The organism is Streptomyces sp. NPDC004284 (assembly GCF_042874035.1).
GTDB lineage: Bacteria > Actinomycetota > Actinomycetes > Streptomycetales > Streptomycetaceae > Streptomyces.
Map to the genome: position 1 here is coordinate 29554 of NZ_JBIAMJ010000002.1, position 17261 is coordinate 46814.

Sequence of the window (17261 nt, forward strand, 5' to 3'; positions counted from 1 at the left end):
GGGCCGTGGTCGGTCACCGGGCGGCCAGCAGGGGCCGCAGCGGGCCGCGTACCAGCCGCTCGGCGAGGGCGTCCTGGTAGCGGTGTACGGCCCACGCGGCGAGCACGGCCACGGCGGCGCCGAGGAGGAAGCCGGCGAGGACGTCGTGCGGGTAGTGCGCGCCCACCCACACCCGGGAGGCGGCCATCAGGGCCGCCGCCACCAGGGCGACCGCGCCCAGCCGGCGTGAGACGAACAGCAGCGCGAAGGCCGCCGCGGCGGCGAGGGTGGCGTGGTTGCTGGGGAAGGACCAGTCGCCGGGGGCCGGGCACGCTTCGAGGACCGCCACGTGGAGCGACTGGCAGGGGCGGGCCTCGCGGACCGCCGACTTCAGCAGGCTGCTGACGGCGAACGCCGCGACGGTGATCAGCGGGACGGCGAGCGCCCGCGCGGCCCGCTCCGGACCCCGGCCGCGCGCCCGCCACCAGGCCGCCAGCATGAGGACGGCGAACAGGGCCAGGCCGTAGGTCGAGTAGTCGCCGACGATCCGGTCGAGCCAGGTCGGGGCGGTCTGCGCGGTGTGGACGATGTCGAGGTAGGCGGTGCCGTCGATGGTCGAGCCGTCGAAGGCCGACGGGTCCGCGGGGACGGTCGCCGCGGCGGTGAGGGCGGGCATCAGACGTTCCCGCCCGGCCGGCGGGCCCGCCGGGAGCGGGTGAGTTCCAGGGTGACGGGGATGAGGGAGAGGACGACGATCACGGCGATGATGGGCAGGAGGTAGCGGTCGACGTTCGGCACCGAGGCGCCGAGTCCGTATCCGGCGAGGACCAGTCCGACCGTCCACAGCAGACCGCCCAGCACCTGCCACGTCGTGAAGACGCGCGCCGGGACGCCGAGGATGCCGGCGAGCGGGTTGAGGACGGTCCGCACGATCGGCAGGAAGCGGGCCAGCACGATCGCCTTCGCGTACCCGTAGCGCTCCAGGATCTCCGCGGCCCGGTCGGCGCCCTCGCCGATCTTCCGGGACTTCGTCCGCGACAGGAACGTCGGGCCGGCCTTGCGGCCGAGGAGGTAGCCGGTCTGCGCGCCGGCCAGGGCGCCGACGGCGGCGGCGAGCAGCACCCAGGGCAGCGACAGATGGCCGGGCTCGGTGGCCGAGCCCGCGCACAGCAGGCCGGCGGTGAACAGCAGGGAGTCGCCGGGCAGGAAGAAGCCGACGAGCAGGCCGGTCTCGGCGAAGAGGACGACGCCGAGGCCGAGCGTCCCGAAGGCGGCGAGCAGGGACTGGGCGTCGAGGACGTTCACGGCGAGGTGCGCCTGTGACGCGGCGGTCAGCGCGGGGGTCATGGGTGAAGCCCCTTCTGGTGGGCGGGGACGGGCGTCGCCGAGCGGAGGAACCGGATGCTCGACGGGCACGGGGAGGCGGCGACGGCCTATCCTGTCTACAGGACAGTAGTCGGTCTACTTCACTGTAGACGCAAAGTGGGTGGAGAGGGTTCCGTGACAGAGTCCGAAGGTGAGCGCAGGCCCGCCGGCGAGCTGGAGGCCAGCGTCCTCGCGGCACTGTGGGCGGCGGGCGCGCCGCAGACGGCCGCCCAGGTGAGAGCGGCGATATCCCAGGACCTGGCGCGCACCACCGTCGCCACGCTCCTGGGGCGCCTGCACGACAAGGGCGCCATCGGGCGCCGGCCGGGAGGCCGGGGCTTCCTCTACTTCGCCATAGAGGACTCGAACGGCCTGACCGCCCGCCGCATGCACCGCGCACTCGACCAGGGAGGCGACGACCGCAGCCTCGTGCTGGCCCGCTTCGTCGAGGGACTCAGCCCCGACGACGAGGCCGAACTGCGGCGCATCCTCCAGGAAGACCGCCTGTGATCGCCCTCCTCCTCATCCCCCTCCTGCTGCCCTGGGCCCTCCCGCCCCTGGCCCGCGGAACGCTCGCCCGCGTCCGGCCGGACATCGCCCTCGTGGCGATCACCGGCGCCGCCGCCGCGCTCGCCGTCGGCGTCGTCGCCTGCCTCGGCGTCCTGCTGCTCCCGCTCGTCCTCCGCGTCCCGGGTTTCGCCGCCCTCCTGCACCTCCTCCAGCCGCTCCAGGCCGGTCCGGCGGCCCTCGTGTTCACGACGTCCGCCGTGGCGGCCGGCGCCCTCGTGGTGACCCTGATGGCGGCCGTCCGCGGCGCCGTGGCGGAGGCGGCCCGGCTGCGCACGGCCCGCCGCAGGGTGGCGGGGCTTCCCGAGGCCGGAGGCCTGTCCGTACTCGACGACGACCGCCCCGACGCGTTCGCGCTGCCCGGCGGTCCCCGCGGCACGGACCGGATCGTCGTCACCGCCGGCATGCTCCGCGCCCTCGACCCCCACGAGCGGGAGGCGCTCCTCGGTCACGAACGCGCCCACCTGGCCGCCCGGCACCACCTCTTCCTCGGCGTCGCGGCCCTGGCCGGCTGGTGCCACCCGGCCCTGGCCGCCGTCGTCCCGCAGGTCTCCTTCGCGGCCGAGCGGGCCGCCGACGAGGCCGCCGCCCGGGCCTGCGGAGACCGCCGCCTGGCCGCGCGCGCCGTCGGCCGCGCCGCCCTCGCGGCCGGTTCCCGCCCGGCGGGACCGGAACTCCCCGTCCTCGCCGCGGGAGGCACCACCGGCCCGGTGCCCGCCCGCGTCAGGGCCCTGCTCGCCCAGGCCCCCGCACGCCGCGTCGCCCCCGCCCTGCTCGCCATGCTCCTCCTCTGCTCCGCGGCGGGCGTCTCCTCGGCCGCCGGCGCCGTCTGGCTCCATCAGGGGGTGGAGATCGCCCAGGGCGAGCAGCCCTGAGGCCGCCGGCGGGCCCGTGGCGATCGGCTTCGCGGGGTCAGGGGAGGAACTCGTAGGACGGGCCGTCGGGCGCGCGGTCGCGCGAGCACAACGTCACGTCCCTTCCCTTGAGGTAGGCGAGCAGCCAGGCGCCGAACGTCATCTCGTAGAGCGTCCACGACGGACTGTCCATCTCCTGGACCAGGACGCGCCAGGGCGACGAGGGTCCGTCGGGGACGCGGAGGAAGACCGTCTCCCCCGTCGTGGCCGTCGCCACCGGCAGCAGTTCACCGGGGCCCGCCCCTGCCCGGCCCGGCAGGAACCCGGCCATGTCCTCCTCGCGCCAGAACTCCAGGTCCAGCCCGATGTCCTTGCCCAGTTCGTGCAGGAGATGACCGGCGGGGTGCTTGAGGAACAGCTGCCCGTTGATCGAGATCGAACCGTAGGCGTCGACGATCGCGCGGAAGTCCGCGGGGAACTCGACGCCGAGTTCCCGTTCCAGGCCGGTCCACGGCGCCGGATCCGACCAGTTGAACCGGGGTTCGCCCAAGAGGGCTCGTATCTCCGAAAGCGTTGCCACCTCTAGGCCCTTTCTGATGCTGCGACTCGGGGACACCGTAGAGCGACGACCGGTCCGTTCCGCCTCCCTTGACGCCTCTGCCCCGCAGGACGAGACTCCGCACGGTCAAGAACCCCACGCCCCGCACGGCCTCGTTCCGTCCCCGAACGAAGGGTTCCGTCCATGACCGCAACCGCACCGTCCTCCGGCAGACCCGGATCCCCGGACGTCCGCGACGACCGTGTCGAGCTCGCGCCCGGCACGCTCCCCGCGGACCCCCGCTTCGTCAACGACGACCTGCTGCCCGTCCCCGTGGCCGGGCGCCGCTGGACCACGTACAACTTCGCCGCCCTCTGGGTCGGCATGGCCCACAACATCCCCTCCTGGATGCTCGCCTCCGGTCTCGTCGCCCTCGGCATGGACTGGAAGCAGGCCGTCCTCACCATCGCCCTGGCCAACGTCGTCGTCCTCGTGCCGATGCTGCTCACCGGGCACGCCGGACCGAAGTACGGCATCCCCTTCCCCGTCCTCGCCCGCGCCTCCTTCGGACTGCGCGGGGCGAACCTGCCCGCCCTCGTCCGGGCCGGCGTCGCCTGCGCCTGGTTCGGCATCCAGACCTGGATCGGCGGCCAGGGCGTCTTCGTCCTGCTCGACAAGGTCTTCGGCGGCATCGGGACGGACGCGTCGAGGATCGGCGGCCAGCCGTGGACCCTGTGGTTCTGCTTCCTCCTCTTCTGGGCGCTCGAACTCGCCGTCATCTACCGGGGGATGGAGGCCCTGCGCCGCTTCGAGAACTGGGCCGCGCCCTTCGTGATCGTCGGCGCGCTCGCCCTCCTCGTCTGGATCACGGTCAAGGCGGGCGGCCTCGGCCCGCTCCTCGACCAGCCGTCGAAACTGGGCTGGGGCGCGGACTTCTGGTCCGTCTTCTTCCCCGCCCTCATGGGCATGATCGCCTTCTGGGCGACCCTGAGCCTCAACATCCCCGACTTCACCCGCTTCGGCGCGGGGCAGCGTTCCCAAGTCCTGGGGCAGACCCTCGGGTTGCCCACCACGATGACCCTGTTCGCACTGCTCTCGGTGCTCGTCACGTCGGGCTCGCAGGCCGTGTACGGGGCGCCGGTCTGGGACCCGGTGGCGCTCGCGGCGAAGACCGACAACGTCTTCGGGCTGCTCTTCGCCCTGGTGACGGTCCTGGTCGCCACCCTCTCCGTGAACCTCGCCGCCAACGTCGTCTCCCCGGCGTACGACCTCGCCAACCTCGCCCCGCGGCTGGTGAACTTCCGTACGGGCGCGCTGATCACCGGCGTCGTCGGCGTGCTCATCATGCCGTGGAAGCTCACCGCCACCCCCGAGCTGTACATCTTCACCTGGCTCGGCCTGGTCGGCGGCCTCCTCGGCACGGTCGCGGGCATCCTCATCGCCGACTACTGGCTCGTCCGCCGCACCGTCCTCGACCTCGCGGGCCTCTACCGGGCCGACGGCCCCTACTGGTACCGGGGCGGCTGGAACCCGGCCGCCGTCCTCGCCTTCGGGGTCGGCGGAGTCCTCGCCGTGGGCGGCTCCCACTCGGCGCCGGGCACCGGCCCGTTCCCGGAGGACGGCCTGATCCCCTTCCTCAAGCCGCTGGCGGACTACGGCTGGGCCGTGGGCCTCGCCGCCGCCCTGCTCCTCTACACCGCCCTCATGAGGCGCGGGGCAGCCGCCCGGCCGTCCTCCCGATCCAGCTGAGGTAGGACCAGACCCGGGTGTTCACGGCGGGGGTGTCGGTCGCGCACCCCTTCCCGTACGAGACGAGACCGATCACGTACGGCGTCCCCGCGATCGTGTGGACCAGGGGGCCGCCGGAGTCGTACTGGCAGGTGTCCCGCCCCGGCGCGTACGTGCAGAGCTGGGCGGCGGTGACCTGCGGCATGCCCCGGGCCCCGCACGTCGGGTTGCTCATGGTGGAGAGGACCACGGTCCGCAGGACGTCGGAGGTACGGCCCCCGAAGGAGGTGGTGCCCCAGCCGGGGGCCTCGACCCGCGCGTGGTCGAAGGTGCCGTGGGCGAAGCGGCCGGGCAGGGCGACCGGCCGCACGTCACGGCCGAACGCCACCGGCTCGGCCAGCCGGATCAGCGCGATGTCGTCGCGCTGGGTGTCCGGGTCGTAGCCCGGGTGGGGAAGGAACGAAGCGGGGGCCGCGAGGACGGCGTTCGGGCTGTCGTCCGCGCGCGTCAGATCGTGATCGCCGAGCAGCACCCCCACGCGCGCGGTGTTGCCGTACGAGCCGGTGAGACAGTGCGCGGCGGTCAGCACGTACCGCTCACCGACCAGCGCCCCACCGCACATCACCCGCCGCTCCTCCAGGTCCACGAGCCCCACCATGAACGGATACTGATGCGGCCGCGCCTCCTCGCCCCCGACCACCGCCTGCGCCGCCGGCCCGCCCCCGAGCGGACACACCGCCATCACCGCCCCCGCGACCGCCGCCACGAGCCGCCTCGCCCGTCCCACCTGATCTCCGCCCTGTCGACACCGCGTTCCCGGGACCACCGATCATGCGGAGACGTTTCCGCACGCCCGTCGTGGCCCGCGTGGGCATCAACGACGGAGGCGCGGTGGGGTCACCTGATCATGGGGCCGGACGGGTGACCGATGGTGTGATCAGCGGTCGGGGTCGGGGGCCCAGCCGGGGACGTGCGCGGCGGCGGCCGCGTCCCAGGCCGGGGCGCCGCCCGGGAACGGCCAGGCGCGGGTGAGGTCGGGGGAGTGGGCGATCTCCCGGAGCCTGGAGGCCAGCCCCCGGCTCTCGTTCGCGATCCGCACGGGGCCGAGCGGGCCGTCCAGCGCGGCGACCCGCTTCTCGTACTCGATCACCGGACGCTCGGCGCAGAGCGCCACCCACGCGGCGTCCGGGGCCCGGGAGAGGAGCAGCACCTCCGGCCGGCCGCCCTCCGCGAGCGCCGCCGTCAGCCGGTCGTGGCCGTCCAGGACCACGGGGGAGTCGAGCCCGCTGATCCACCAGGCGAACACGGGCGGCAGCACCCCCTCCCGGTACTGGCGGCGGTACGCCCGCACCCGGGGCGCCTCCACCGGCGAGAGCGCCCGCAGCGGCAGCAGGTCGCGCGCGTCCTCGACCGGGTCCCCGTACCCGAACCAGGTCAGATGACCCCGGTCCGGGTCATGGGACAGGAGCTTCGGCCAGTTGCCGTCCACGAACCAGCGGTGGACATCCGGGGCCAGCAGCCACTCGCCCGCGTGGAGCGGCCCGCTGTCGGATGCCCTGAGTTCCGTCTCCGCGCGCGCGGCCCAGCGTGCCGTCCACTCCTCCGTGCCCGGCGCCGCGAACTCCGCGAACGAGCGCGCCCGTTCGGCCCGGAGGGGAGCCAGCGGGGAGGCGTAACGGCCGGTGCGCGCGTAGTGCACCCCGTAGTGGGTGGCACGTGGCCGGGCGAAGAGCACGGGGGCCTCGCCCTGGAGCAGCACCAGCCGGCGTCCGTCGGCGCACTCCATCCGCAGGCCGGGCTTCACCGGCTCTTCGACACGCATGCCTTCACCCTACGCAGCCGGTGGTCACGGCACTCGGGAAGTCCATTCCTCGGTGGCGAACTTGGACTCCGCGAGCTCCTTCGCGCGGGTCAGTTCGTCCTCCGTGACGTGGCCTTCCGTGAGGCCGTAGCGGTTGCGGAAGGAGGTGATCATGCGGGCGATCACGGCCTCGCGGGGGAGGCCGGTCTGACGGCGGAGGGGGTCGACGCGCTTCTTGGCGCTCTTGGTGCCCTTGTCGGAGAGCTTCTCCCGGCCGATGCGCAGGACCTCCGTCATCTTGTCGGCGTCGATGTCGTACGCCATCGTCACGTGGTGCAGGACCGCGCCCTCGCCCGCCACCAGCCGCTTCTGGGCCGCGCCCGCGATCTTGCCGGCGTCCGTGGCGATGTCGTTGAGGGGCTGGTACCAGGCGCGGACGCCCAGGTCGCCGAGCGCGCCGAGGACCCAGTCGTCGAGGTAGGCGTAGCTGTCGGTGAAGGAGAGGCCCTGGACGAGGGCGTCGGGGACGGAGAGGGAGTACGTGATCGTGTTGCCCGGCTCGATGAACATCGCCCCGCCGCCGCTGATCCGGCGCACCACCTGGATGCCGTGCCGCTCCGCCGCCTCCGGGTCGACCTCGTTGCGCAGGGACTGGAAGCTGCCGATGACCACGGCCGGGGCGCCCCACTCCCAGATCCGCAGGGTCGGCGGGCGGCGGCCGGCCGCGACCTCGGCGGTGAGGACCTCGTCGAGGGCCATGTGCAGCGCGGGGGACTGCGGCGGCTCGTGGATCAGCTGCCAGTCGTAGTCGGTCCAGTCCGTGGCGTGGGCGAGGGCCCGGCGGACCGCGACGCCGACGCCCTCCGTCGTCAGGCCGAACATCTGCGTGCCCGGCGGGAGCGCCGCGTCGATCCGGGCCGCGAGCCCCGGGGCGTCCGTGTCGACGGGGGCGCCTTCGAGGGCCCCGTCGATCGCGAGGATCGCCTCGTCCGGTTCCAGGAAGAAGTCGCCCGCGACCCGGACGTTCCGCAGGACCCCGTCCTCCGCGTCGAGGTCGACGACCACCAGCTTTCCGCCGGGGACCTTGTACTCACCGTGGTAGGCGCCGTGCACGGAAGCCTCCCTGTCTGTCCGTAAGGGGTGAACTCGGCCGAAGGGTACTCCCCGGGGAAACAACGGGTGACAAGCGCGGCATTCCGGATGTCAGCGGCCCGTGCTTAGCTGGAGCCATGATCGAAGACTTCCTTGAGCACGTCCTCGACGGCGGTACGACCGAGGTCGAGGAGGCCGTCCGCAAGGCGGCCGCCGCCGAGATCATGCCGCGTTTCCGGCAGCTCGCCGCCGACGACATCGTCGAGAAGAACGGGCCGCACGACCTGGTCACGGTCGCCGACCGGGCCGCCGAGGTCCACCTGACCGCCTCGCTCACCGCCCTGCTGCCCGGCTCCGTGGTCGTCGGCGAGGAGGCCGTCCACGCCGACCCCGCCCTCTACGAGGCTCTGCGGGGCGACGCGCCCGTCTGGATCGTCGACCCGGTCGACGGCACCCGCCAGTTCGTCCACGGCGACCCCGCCTTCTGCACCCTCGTCGCCCTCGCCCAGCACGGCGAGGTCCTCGCCTCCTGGACCTTCGCGCCCGCCCTGGAGCAGCTCGCCGTCGCCGTGCGCGGGCGCGGCGCCACGCTCAACGGGCAGGCGATACGGTCCGGTTCACCGGCGCCCGGCGAGGTCCTGGAGGTCGCCACCTCGCACCCCGACTACACCACCCCGGACCAGAAGCGGGCCCTGCTCGGGCTGCGGACCGAGGGCGTCCGGCCGCGCCCCTGCGGCTCCGCCGGTCTCGAGTACCTCGCCGTGGCGCGCGGGGAGCTCGCCGGCACCGCCTTCAGCTGGGAGTACGCGTGGGATCACGCCGCCGGACTCCTCCTGGTGGCCGAGGCGGGCGGCGCGACCACGACGATCGCGGGGGAGCCGTTCCGGATCGCCGGGGGCAACGCGCTGCCGTTCACGACCGCCCGGGACGCGGCCACCGCCGAGCGGATCCGGACGCTCCTCGGGGGCGTGTGAGGCGCGGTCCGCCACCCGCCTATCCTGGGAGTCCTGGCCATCGGCTGACGAAGGAGTCCGAAGGTGACGAACGAGACGTCGATGCTCGATGTTGTCGTCGTGGGGGCGGGACCCAACGGACTGACGGCCGCCGTCGAACTGGCCCGGCGCGGCCTCTCCGTGGCCGTCTTCGAGGCCAAGTCCACCGTCGGCGGCGGTGCCAGGACCGAGGAGCTCACCCTCCCCGGCTTCCGCCACGACCCCTGCTCCGCCGTGCACCCGCTCGGCGCCGGCTCGCCCGTCTTCAAGACGATGCCGCTCGACCGGTACGGCCTGGAGTGGCTCCACGCCGAACTGCCCATGGCCCACCCCTGGGACGACGGCACCGCCGCCGTCCTCGCCCGCTCCGTCTCCGAGACCGCGGCCTCCTTCGGGCCGCGCGACGCGGGGACGTACCGCAGGCTCGTCGCCCCCTTCCTCGGCAAGTGGGACACCCTCGCGAGCGACTTCATGCAGCTGCCGCTCACCGCGCTGCCCCGCGACCCGGTCATGCTCGCCCGCTTCGGCCTCGCCGGACTCCCGCCGTCCACCTGGCTGATGCGCAGGTTCAAGGACGAGAAGGCCCGCGCGCTCCTGGCCGGGCTCGTCGGCCATGTCATCGCCCCGCTCGGCGGCTTCGCCACCGGCGCCGTCGGCCTGGTCTTCGCGCTCGCCGCGCACGCCGGCGGCTGGCCGATGCCCCGGGGCGGCTCCCAGTCCATCTCCGACGCCCTCGCCGCGTACCTCAAGGACCTCGGCGGCGCCGTCCACACCGACTTCGAGGTCAAGCGGCTCGACGACCTGCCGCCGGCCCGCGCCTACGTCTTCGACACCTCGCCCACCGCCCTCGCCCGGATCGCCGGCCTCGGCGGGCACTACGACCACTACAAGTACGGCGCCGCCGCCTTCAAGATCGACTACGCGCTCGACGGACCCGTGCCCTGGACCGCCGAGGAGGCCCGCCGCGCCGGCACCGTCCAGGTCGGCCCCACCGCCGGCGAGATCGGCACCGCCCTGCGCGAGGCCTCCTCCGGCACCGCCCCCGACACGCCCTTCCTCATCACCGCGCAGCCCAGCCTCGTCGACCCCTCCCGGGCCCCCGAGGGCAAGCACGTGTTCTGGGCGTACGGCCACGTGCCGAACGGCTGGCGAGGCGACCTCACCGAGGCGATCGAGCGTCAGATCGAGCGCTTCGCCCCCGGCTTCCGCGACCGCGTCCTGGCCCGCGCCACCGCCGGACCGCCCGAACTCGCCGAGCGCAACGCCAACTACATCGGCGGCGACATCGCCTGCGGCGCCGCCCGCGGCCTCCAGCTCCTGCTGCGCCCCACGCTCTCCCCGCGCCCCTACGCCACCCCGCACCCGGCGGTCTTCCTCTGCTCCTCCGCGACCCCGCCCGGACCGGGCGTGCACGGCATGTCCGGGCACAACGCGGCGAAGGCCGTCTGGCGGAGCCTGCGAAAATAGACTGCCCCCATGGCCAAGTACTTCGACGTGCACCCCGACAACCCCCAGCCCCGCACCATCGGCACGGTGGCGGACTCCATCCGGAACGGGGCGCTCGTCGCGTACCCGACCGACTCCTGCTACGCGCTGGGCACCCGGCTCGGCAGCCGCGACGGCATCAGCCGCATCCGCGCCATCCGCGACCTCGACGACAAGCACCACTTCACGCTGATGTGCGCGAACTTCGCCCAGCTGGGCCAGCTCGTGCACATCGACAACGACGTCTTCCGCGCGGTCAAGGCGTCCACGCCCGGCGCGTACACCTTCATCCTCCCGGCGACGAAGGAGGTGCCGCGCCAGCTGCTCCACCCCAAGAAGAAGACGGTCGGCGTCCGCATCCCCGACCACGTCGTCACCCAGGCGCTCCTCGCCGAGCTCGGCGAGCCGCTGCTCTCCAGCACCCTGCTCCTGCCCGACGAGCCCGAGCCGCTGACCCAGGGCTGGGAGATCAAGGAGCGGCTCGACCACCAGGTCGACGCCGTGCTCGACTCCGGCGACTGCGGCACCGAACCCACCACCGTCGTCGACTTCTCCAGCGGCGAGCCCGAGATCGTCCGCCGGGGCGCGGGGGACACCACCCGCTTCGAGTAGGCATCCCCCGGCGGGACGGGGCCGGACGTCCATGTCGTTTTCTCGCCAGCCCGTGCGCCGTCCGTCCCCGATCCTGGACCCATGCACACCGACACCGAGCGCTGCGTACGGGCCGTCCAGTCGAAGGAGGCCCGCTTCGACGGCGTGTTCTTCACCGCCGTCCGCACCACCCGGATCTACTGCCGCCCCAGCTGCCCGGCCGTCCCGCCCAAGCCCGAGAACATGGAGTTCCACCCCAGCGCCGCGTCCTGCCAGCGCGCCGGCTACCGGGCCTGCAAGCGGTGCCGGCCCGACACCAGCCCCGGCTCGCCCGAGTGGAACGTCCGGGCCGACGCCGTCGCCCGCGCCGTACGGCTCATCCAGGACGGCGTCGTCGACCGCGAGGGCGTCCCGGGCCTGGCCCGCCGGCTCGGCTGGTCCACCCGCCAGATCGAGCGCCAGCTCCTCGCCGAACTCGGCGCCGGACCCCTCGCCCTGGCCCGCGCCCAGCGCGCCCAGACCGCCCGGCTGCTCATCGAGACCACCCCGATGCCCTTCGGCGAGATCGCCTTCGCGGCCGGCTTCTCCTCCATCCGCACCTTCAACGACACCGTCCGCGAGGTCTTCGCCCTCACCCCCGGCGAGCTCCGCGCCCGCGCCGCCCGCCGGTCACCGGCCGGGGCGACCGCGACCCCCGGGGTCATCAGCCTCCGGCTGCCGTTCCGCACCCCCCTCGAACCCTCCAACCTCTTCGGGCACCTCGCCGCGACCGCCGTCCCCGGCGTGGAGGAGTGGCGCGACGGCGCCTACCGGCGGACCCTGAGCCTCCCGTACGGACACGGCATCGTCGCCCTCGCCCCGCGCCCCGACCACATCGCCTGCCGGCTCCTCCTCACCGACCCGCGCGACCTCACCCACGCGATCAGCCGCTGCCGCAGGCTCCTCGACCTCGACGCCGACCCCGTCGCCGTCGACGAGCGGCTCCGCACCGACCCGCTGCTCGCCCCGATCGTCGACAAGGCCCCCGGCCGCCGGGTGCCGGGGACCGTCGACCCCGCCGAGTTCGCCGTACGGGCCGTCCTCGGCCAGCAGGTCTCCACCGCCGCGGCCCGCACCCACGCCGCCCGCCTGGTCACCGCCCACGGCGTCCCCGTGGAGGACCCCGAGGGCGGACTCACCCACCTCTTCCCGGGCCCCGAGGCGCTCGCCGCCCTCGACCCCGAGACCCTCGCCCTGCCGCGCAGCCGCCGCACCACCCTCCTCACCCTCGTCCGGGCCCTCGCCGACGGATCGCTCCCGCTCGGCCCCGCCGACGACCGCGAGGAGGCCCGCGCCCGGCTGCTCGCCCTGCCCGGCTTCGGCCCCTGGACCACCGAGATCATCGCCATGCGGGCCCTCGGCGACCCCGACGCCTTCCTCCCCGGCGACCTCGGCGTCCGCCGCGCCGCCGAAGGCCTCGGACTGCCCGGCACCCCCGCCGCGCTCACCGCCCGCGCCGCGCACTGGCGCCCCTGGCGCGCCTACGCCGTCCAGTACCTCTGGGCGACCGACGACCACCCGATCAACTTCCTGCCCGCCGAGGAGACCGCACCATGACCGCCGTCCGGCACACCGTCGTGGACAGCCCGTACGAGCCGCTGACGCTCGTCGCCGTCGACGGCGTCCTCAGCCGCCTCCACATGACCGGCCAGCGCCACCGTCCGCCCGAGGAGACCTTCGGCGAACCCGACCCGCGCCCCTTCGGCGAGGCGATCCGCCAGCTCGACGCCTACTTCGCGGGCGAACTCACCTCGTTCGACCTGCCGTTGAACCTCATCGGCACCCCCTTCCAGCTGCGCGTCTGGGAGCAGCTGCTCCGCATCCCGTACGGGGAGACCCGGACGTACGGCGAACTCGCCGAGGAACTCGGAAACCCCGGCGCCTCCCGGGCCGTGGGCCTCGCCAACGGCAAGAACCCGGTCGGCATCATCGTCCCCTGCCACCGGGTGATCGGCGCCGGCGGCGGCCTCACCGGCTACGGCGGCGGCCTGGACCGCAAGCAGCGACTGCTCGCCTTCGAATCGGGTGCGGCGCAGCCGGAGGCCCTCTTCTAGCCGGAGCCCCCGCTCCGCTCCGCCAACCGCAGCGTCCGCTCGGCGAGTTCGCCGATGCGGACGCCGTCGAAACCGAAGACGGCGCTGCGCACCCGGTCCCGCAGCGGCTCCGACCACTGCGGCGGGATCGCGGCCGCGCCGCACCGGACGCCGGCCACCGAGCCCGCCGTCGCCCCGTTGGAGTCGGTGTCCAGGCCGCCGCGGACGGTCAGCGTGATCGTACGGGTGAAGTCCCCTTCCCCGTAAAGGAGTCCGGCCGTCAGCACGGCCGCGTTCGGGACGGTGTGGATCCAGCCGAGGCCCGCCGTCCGCTCCGCGAGCTCGGCGAGCGCCTCCGACCAGCCGAGCCCCGACTCGTACAGCGCGATCGTTCCCCGTACGGTCCGGGCGAGCCGACTGCTCGCCGGGACCCGCTCCAGGCTCGTCTCCAGGGCCGAGCGCACGTCCGGCGCGGTGAAGGCCGCCGCGATCAGCGCCGCCGCCCACATCGCCCCGTACACGCCGTTCCCGGTGTGCGAGAGGACCGCGTCCCGGCGGGCGAGCGAGGCCGCCCGGCGCGGATCGCCCGGACAGGTCCAGCCGTACGCATCGGCCCGGATCAACGCCCCGATCCACTCCTGGTACGGATTGTCGTACGTGGCCGTCAGCAGCGGCCGCAGCCCGTTCGCGAGGTTCCGGTAGGCGACCCGCTCCGCCGTGAACGTCTGGAGGTACGGCAGCCGCAGCAGCCACTCCTCGCCCACCTGCTCGGTCGTGAACGCGAAGCCGCGCGTCTCCAGGAGGTGCAGCCCCAGGACCGACCAGTCGACGTCGTCGTCCCGGCAGCTCCCGTCGATCCCGCCCCGCACGCACCGCTCCCACTCGGGCCGCAGCTCGAAGCCCTCCGCCCCGGGCGGCGGGGGCGGGAGGTAGTCCGTCAGCGGGAGCGCCCCCGCCAGCCGCAGATAGGCGTCGATGCGCTCCCGGGTCCAGTGGTCACCGCGCTCCACGGGCTTGCCGAGCATGTTCCCGGCGATCCGGCCCGTCCAGCCGCCCAGGATCCGGTCCCCGAGCTCCCCGTCCGTGAAACCCATACCTCCGGTGTACCGAACCGGGCGGCCGGGCGCGCGCCGAGCGTCAGCCCTCGCCGGGCGGCGGTTCCGCGCCCGTCCGGGCCTTCTCCACCTGCCGGGACCGCTGGAGGCGGTCGCCGCCCTTCTCGTCCATCGCCTCCCCGACCAGGGCCCGCACCGCGTCCCGCAGCCCGTGCAGGGCGTGGTGCCGGGCCGGTCCCGCCCCCGGGTCCTCCCGCAGCTCCCGCAGGAGCGCGAAGCACAGCACCAGCATCACGACCACGAACGGCAGCGCCACCAGGATCGTCGCCGTCTGCAGCGACTTCAGACCGCCCGCCACGAGCAGCACCGCCGCCACGGCGGCCATCAGGACGCCCCAGGTCACCACCAGCCAGGTCGGCGGGTGGAGCGCGCCGCGGCTCGTCAGCGAGCCCATCACCAGCGAGGCCGAGTCCGCGCTCGTGATGAAGTACGTCATCACCAGGAGCATCGCGAGGACCGAGGTCACCGTCCCGATCGGCAGCGCCTCCAGCATCGCGAAGAGCGAGGCCTCGGCGCCGTCCTTCATCGCCGTCGCCAGGTCCGCCGCGCCCGTCGACTCCAGCCGGATCGCGGTCCCGCCCATCACGCAGAACCACACCACCGTCGCCCCCGACGGCACGAGCAGCACCCCCACCAGGAACTCCCGGATCGTCCGGCCGCGCGAGATCCGGGCGATGAAGGTGCCGACGAACGGCGCCCAGGACAGCCACCACGCCCAGTAGAAGATCGTCCACGCCCCCAGCCACTCACGGTCGGTGAACGCGCCCGTACGGCTCGCCATCGGCAGCAGCTGGTCCAGGTAGCCGCCGACGGAGGCCGGGATGGTGTCCAGGATGTAGACCGTCGGGCCGAGCAGGAACACGAAGAGCATCAGACAGCCCGCGAGGACGATGTTCAGCGTGGACAGCCACTTCACGCCCTTGTGCAGCCCGGAGAACGCCGACAGGACGAAGGCCGCCGACAGCGCCACGATGATGATCAGCTGCGTGGCCGTCGAGTTCTCCACGTCCATCGTCAGGTTCAGCCCCTCGGCGACCTGGAGGGCGCCGAGCCCCAGACTCGTCGCCGTGCCGAACACCGTCGCGAACACCGCGAGCAGGTCGATCGCCTTGCCCGGCCAGGCATCCGCCCGGCGCGCCCCCATCAGCGGCACGAACGCGGAGCTCAGCCGGTTCCCCCGGCCCTTGCGGAAGCCCGCGTACGCCAGCGCGAGGCCCGCGATGCCGTAGATCGCCCACGGCGTCAGCGTCCAGTGGAAGAACGAGTACTCCAGGGCCGTCCGGGCCGCCGCGCCCGTCCCCGGCGCGACCCCGCTCGCCGGCGGAGGGAACAGGAAGTGCGTCAGCGGCTCCCCGACCCCGTAGAACATCAGGCCGATGCCCATGCCGGCGCTGAACATCATGGCGATCCACGCCAGGTTCGTGAACTCCGGCTCGGAGTCGTCCGCGCCCAGCCTGATCCGGCCGAAGCGGCTGAACGCGATCACCAGGCACAGCACCAGGAAGGTGTCCGCGGCGACCACGAACAGCCAGGCGAAGTTCGCCAGCACCCACTTCAGTGCGGAGGAGGACGCGCTGTCGAAGGAGTCTTCGCCGAGCGCCGCCCAACCGACGACCGCGGCGACCGCGGCGACCCCGATCCCGATGACCTTGCCGTCGGGCGTGCCATCCGGAACGATCTTTTCCGTGCTCATGCGACCCCACTATGGTGCGGAATATCGCCTTATCAGGGAGTGGCACGCCGTCCGGACGTACGGATAGGGTCTGCCTCGGCGCGACTGCACGTTCGAAAGCAAGGGATGCAAGGTGACGGACGGAGCAGCAACTCAGGTCGCTCACGTGCTCGTGGCGGCCGACAAGTTCAAGGGCTCGCTCACGGCCGTGCAGGTCGCGGAGCGGGTCACAGCAGGACTGCGACGGGTCGTCCCGGAGCTCACGGTGGAGACCCTGCCCGTCGCGGACGGCGGCGACGGCACCGTCGCGGCGGCCGTCGCGGCCGGCTTCGAACGGCGCGAGGTCCGCGTGACGGGCCCGCTCGGCGAACCGGTCACCGCGGCGTACGCGCTGCGCGGCACCACCGCCGTCGTCGAGATGGCCGAGGCCTCGGGCCTCCAGCTGCTCCCGCCCGGCGTGTTCGCCCCGCTGACGGCGACCACGTACGGCTCCGGGGAACTGCTCCGCGCCGCCCTCGACGCCGGCGCGACCACCCTCGTCTTCGGCGTCGGCGGCAGCGCCACCACCGACGGCGGCGCCGGCATGCTCGCCGCGCTCGGCGCCCGCTTCCTCGACGCGGACGGCGAGCCCGTCGGACCCGGCGGCGCGCCCCTGGCCGACCTCGCCACGGCCGACCTCAGCGGCCTCGACCCCCGCTTCGCCTCGGTCGACCTCATCCTCGCGAGCGACGTCGACAACCCGCTCACCGGCCCCAAGGGCGCGCCCGCCGTCTACGGCCCGCAGAAGGGCGCCACCCCGGACGACGTCCGCACCCTCGACGCGGCCCTCGCCCACTTCGCCGCCGTCCTGGAGAAGGCCGTCGGACCGCGCGCCGCCGAAGCGGCCGTCGCGCCCGGCGCGGGCGGTGCGGGCGGCATCGGCTACGGCGCGCTCATCCTCGGCGCGAGCTTCCGGCCCGGCATCGAGCTGATGCTGGAGGTCCTGGGCTTCGCCCCCGCCCTGGAGCGCGCCACCCTCGTCGTCACCGGCGAGGGCTCCCTCGACGAGCAGACCCTCCACGGCAAGGCCCCCGCCGGCGTCGCCGCCGCCGCCCGCGCCGCCGGCAAGGAGGTCGTCGCGGTCTGCGGCCGCCTCGCCCTCCCGGCCGAGGCCCTGGGCACGGCCGGCATCCGCCGCGCCTACCCCCTCACGGACCTGGAGCCCGACACCGCGAAGTGCATCGCGAACGCGGGCCCGCTCCTGGAGGAAGTGGCGTCGAACATCGCGCGGGACTTCCTCTCCTAGTCCGTTGTGGGGGGGGGGGGGGGGGGCGGGGGGGCGGCCGCCCCCACCCGGCGGGGGGCGGGCGCCGGCCCCGCGCCGACCCCCCCCCCACCCCCCGGGTGGAGTGGGGCGCGGGGGAGGGGGCA

At 74.0% G+C, this 17261-nt stretch carries 17 protein-coding genes; 9 read left to right on the top strand and 8 right to left on the bottom strand.

Features of this window, described 5'->3' with window-relative positions; all coding sequences use genetic code 11:
* Positions 1-13: 13 nt before the first annotated feature.
* Both ACFYUS_RS05230 and ACFYUS_RS05235 read right to left on the bottom strand, forming a co-directional pair.
* Positions 14-655, bottom strand: a complete 642-nt coding sequence (locus tag ACFYUS_RS05230; protein WP_388846092.1) for a phosphatase PAP2 family protein — start codon at positions 653-655, stop codon at positions 14-16.
* Positions 655-1326 (bottom strand): DedA family protein, encoded by a 672-nt coding sequence (locus ACFYUS_RS05235; protein WP_388846094.1) that lies wholly within the window; start codon positions 1324-1326, stop codon positions 655-657. Before ACFYUS_RS05235 ends, ACFYUS_RS05230 begins: the two co-directional genes overlap by 1 nt.
* 153 nt (positions 1327-1479) lie before the next feature.
* Between ACFYUS_RS05235 and ACFYUS_RS05240 the strand changes: the two genes are divergently transcribed.
* Together ACFYUS_RS05240 and ACFYUS_RS05245 are read left to right on the top strand one after the other, a co-directional pair.
* Positions 1480-1854 carry a BlaI/MecI/CopY family transcriptional regulator gene (locus tag ACFYUS_RS05240; protein ID WP_388846096.1) on the top strand — a complete coding sequence of 125 codons (375 nt, stop codon included), beginning with the start codon at positions 1480-1482 and terminating at the stop codon, positions 1852-1854.
* Complete coding sequence (locus tag ACFYUS_RS05245) at positions 1851-2786, top strand: M48 family metalloprotease (RefSeq protein WP_388846098.1); 936 nt, start codon at positions 1851-1853, stop codon at positions 2784-2786. The genes ACFYUS_RS05240 and ACFYUS_RS05245 overlap by 4 nt, the downstream gene beginning before the upstream one ends.
* A gap of 37 nt (positions 2787-2823) precedes the next feature.
* On the opposite strand, the gene ACFYUS_RS05250 is transcribed toward ACFYUS_RS05245, so the two are convergent.
* Positions 2824-3315: an SMI1/KNR4 family protein gene (locus tag ACFYUS_RS05250; RefSeq protein ID WP_388846100.1), complete on the bottom strand. Its 492-nt coding sequence runs from the start codon at positions 3313-3315 to the stop codon at positions 2824-2826.
* 192 nt (positions 3316-3507) lie between these two features.
* On the opposite strand from ACFYUS_RS05250, the gene ACFYUS_RS05255 reads away from it, so the two are divergent.
* Positions 3508-5052, top strand: coding sequence for an NCS1 family nucleobase:cation symporter-1 (locus ACFYUS_RS05255; RefSeq protein ID WP_388846102.1), 1545 nt, complete (start codon positions 3508-3510; stop codon positions 5050-5052).
* Here ACFYUS_RS05255 and ACFYUS_RS05260 read toward each other — a convergent pair.
* The 3 genes from ACFYUS_RS05260 to ACFYUS_RS05270 form a co-directional block, all read right to left on the bottom strand.
* Positions 5006-5818, bottom strand: coding sequence for a serine protease (locus ACFYUS_RS05260; RefSeq protein WP_388846104.1), 813 nt, complete (start codon positions 5816-5818; stop codon positions 5006-5008). The two genes, ACFYUS_RS05255 and ACFYUS_RS05260, sit on opposite strands and share 47 nt — an antisense overlap.
* Positions 5819-5968: 150 nt before the next feature.
* A complete protein-coding gene (locus ACFYUS_RS05265) occupies positions 5969-6853 on the bottom strand; it encodes a hypothetical protein (protein ID WP_388846106.1) in 885 nt (294 codons plus the stop codon).
* Between the two features lie 24 nt (positions 6854-6877).
* Entirely contained in the window at positions 6878-7945 is a 1068-nt protein-coding gene (locus ACFYUS_RS05270) for a biotin/lipoate A/B protein ligase family protein (RefSeq protein ID WP_388846108.1), read from the bottom strand.
* Between the two features lie 116 nt (positions 7946-8061).
* On the opposite strand from ACFYUS_RS05270, the gene ACFYUS_RS05275 reads away from it, so the two are divergent.
* From ACFYUS_RS05275 to ACFYUS_RS05295, 5 genes are all read left to right on the top strand, one after another.
* Positions 8062-8898, top strand: coding sequence for an inositol monophosphatase family protein (locus ACFYUS_RS05275; protein ID WP_388846110.1), 837 nt, complete (start codon positions 8062-8064; stop codon positions 8896-8898).
* An 81-nt stretch (positions 8899-8979) separates the two neighbouring features.
* Positions 8980-10383 (top strand): phytoene desaturase family protein, encoded by a 1404-nt coding sequence (locus ACFYUS_RS05280; protein WP_388847709.1) that lies wholly within the window; start codon positions 8980-8982, stop codon positions 10381-10383.
* Between the two features lie 9 nt (positions 10384-10392).
* Entirely contained in the window at positions 10393-11013 is a 621-nt protein-coding gene (locus ACFYUS_RS05285) for an L-threonylcarbamoyladenylate synthase (protein WP_388846112.1), read from the top strand.
* Between the two features lie 81 nt (positions 11014-11094).
* Positions 11095-12588: an AlkA N-terminal domain-containing protein gene (locus ACFYUS_RS05290; protein ID WP_388846114.1), complete on the top strand. Its 1494-nt coding sequence runs from the start codon at positions 11095-11097 to the stop codon at positions 12586-12588.
* Positions 12585-13085 carry a methylated-DNA--[protein]-cysteine S-methyltransferase gene (locus ACFYUS_RS05295; RefSeq protein ID WP_388846116.1) on the top strand — a complete coding sequence of 167 codons (501 nt, stop codon included), beginning with the start codon at positions 12585-12587 and terminating at the stop codon, positions 13083-13085. Before ACFYUS_RS05290 ends, ACFYUS_RS05295 begins: the two co-directional genes overlap by 4 nt.
* Here ACFYUS_RS05295 and ACFYUS_RS05300 read toward each other — a convergent pair.
* Positions 13082-14158 carry an ADP-ribosylglycohydrolase family protein gene (locus ACFYUS_RS05300; protein ID WP_388846118.1) on the bottom strand — a complete coding sequence of 359 codons (1077 nt, stop codon included), beginning with the start codon at positions 14156-14158 and terminating at the stop codon, positions 13082-13084. The two genes, ACFYUS_RS05295 and ACFYUS_RS05300, sit on opposite strands and share 4 nt — an antisense overlap.
* A gap of 43 nt (positions 14159-14201) precedes the next feature.
* Positions 14202-15872 (bottom strand): BCCT family transporter, encoded by a 1671-nt coding sequence (locus ACFYUS_RS05305; RefSeq protein ID WP_388846120.1) that lies wholly within the window; start codon positions 15870-15872, stop codon positions 14202-14204.
* Positions 15873-15984: 112 nt separating this feature from the next.
* Between ACFYUS_RS05305 and ACFYUS_RS05310 the strand changes: the two genes are divergently transcribed.
* A complete protein-coding gene (locus tag ACFYUS_RS05310) occupies positions 15985-17136 on the top strand; it encodes a glycerate kinase (RefSeq protein ID WP_388846122.1) in 1152 nt (383 codons plus the stop codon).
* Positions 17137-17261 lie beyond the last annotated feature (125 nt).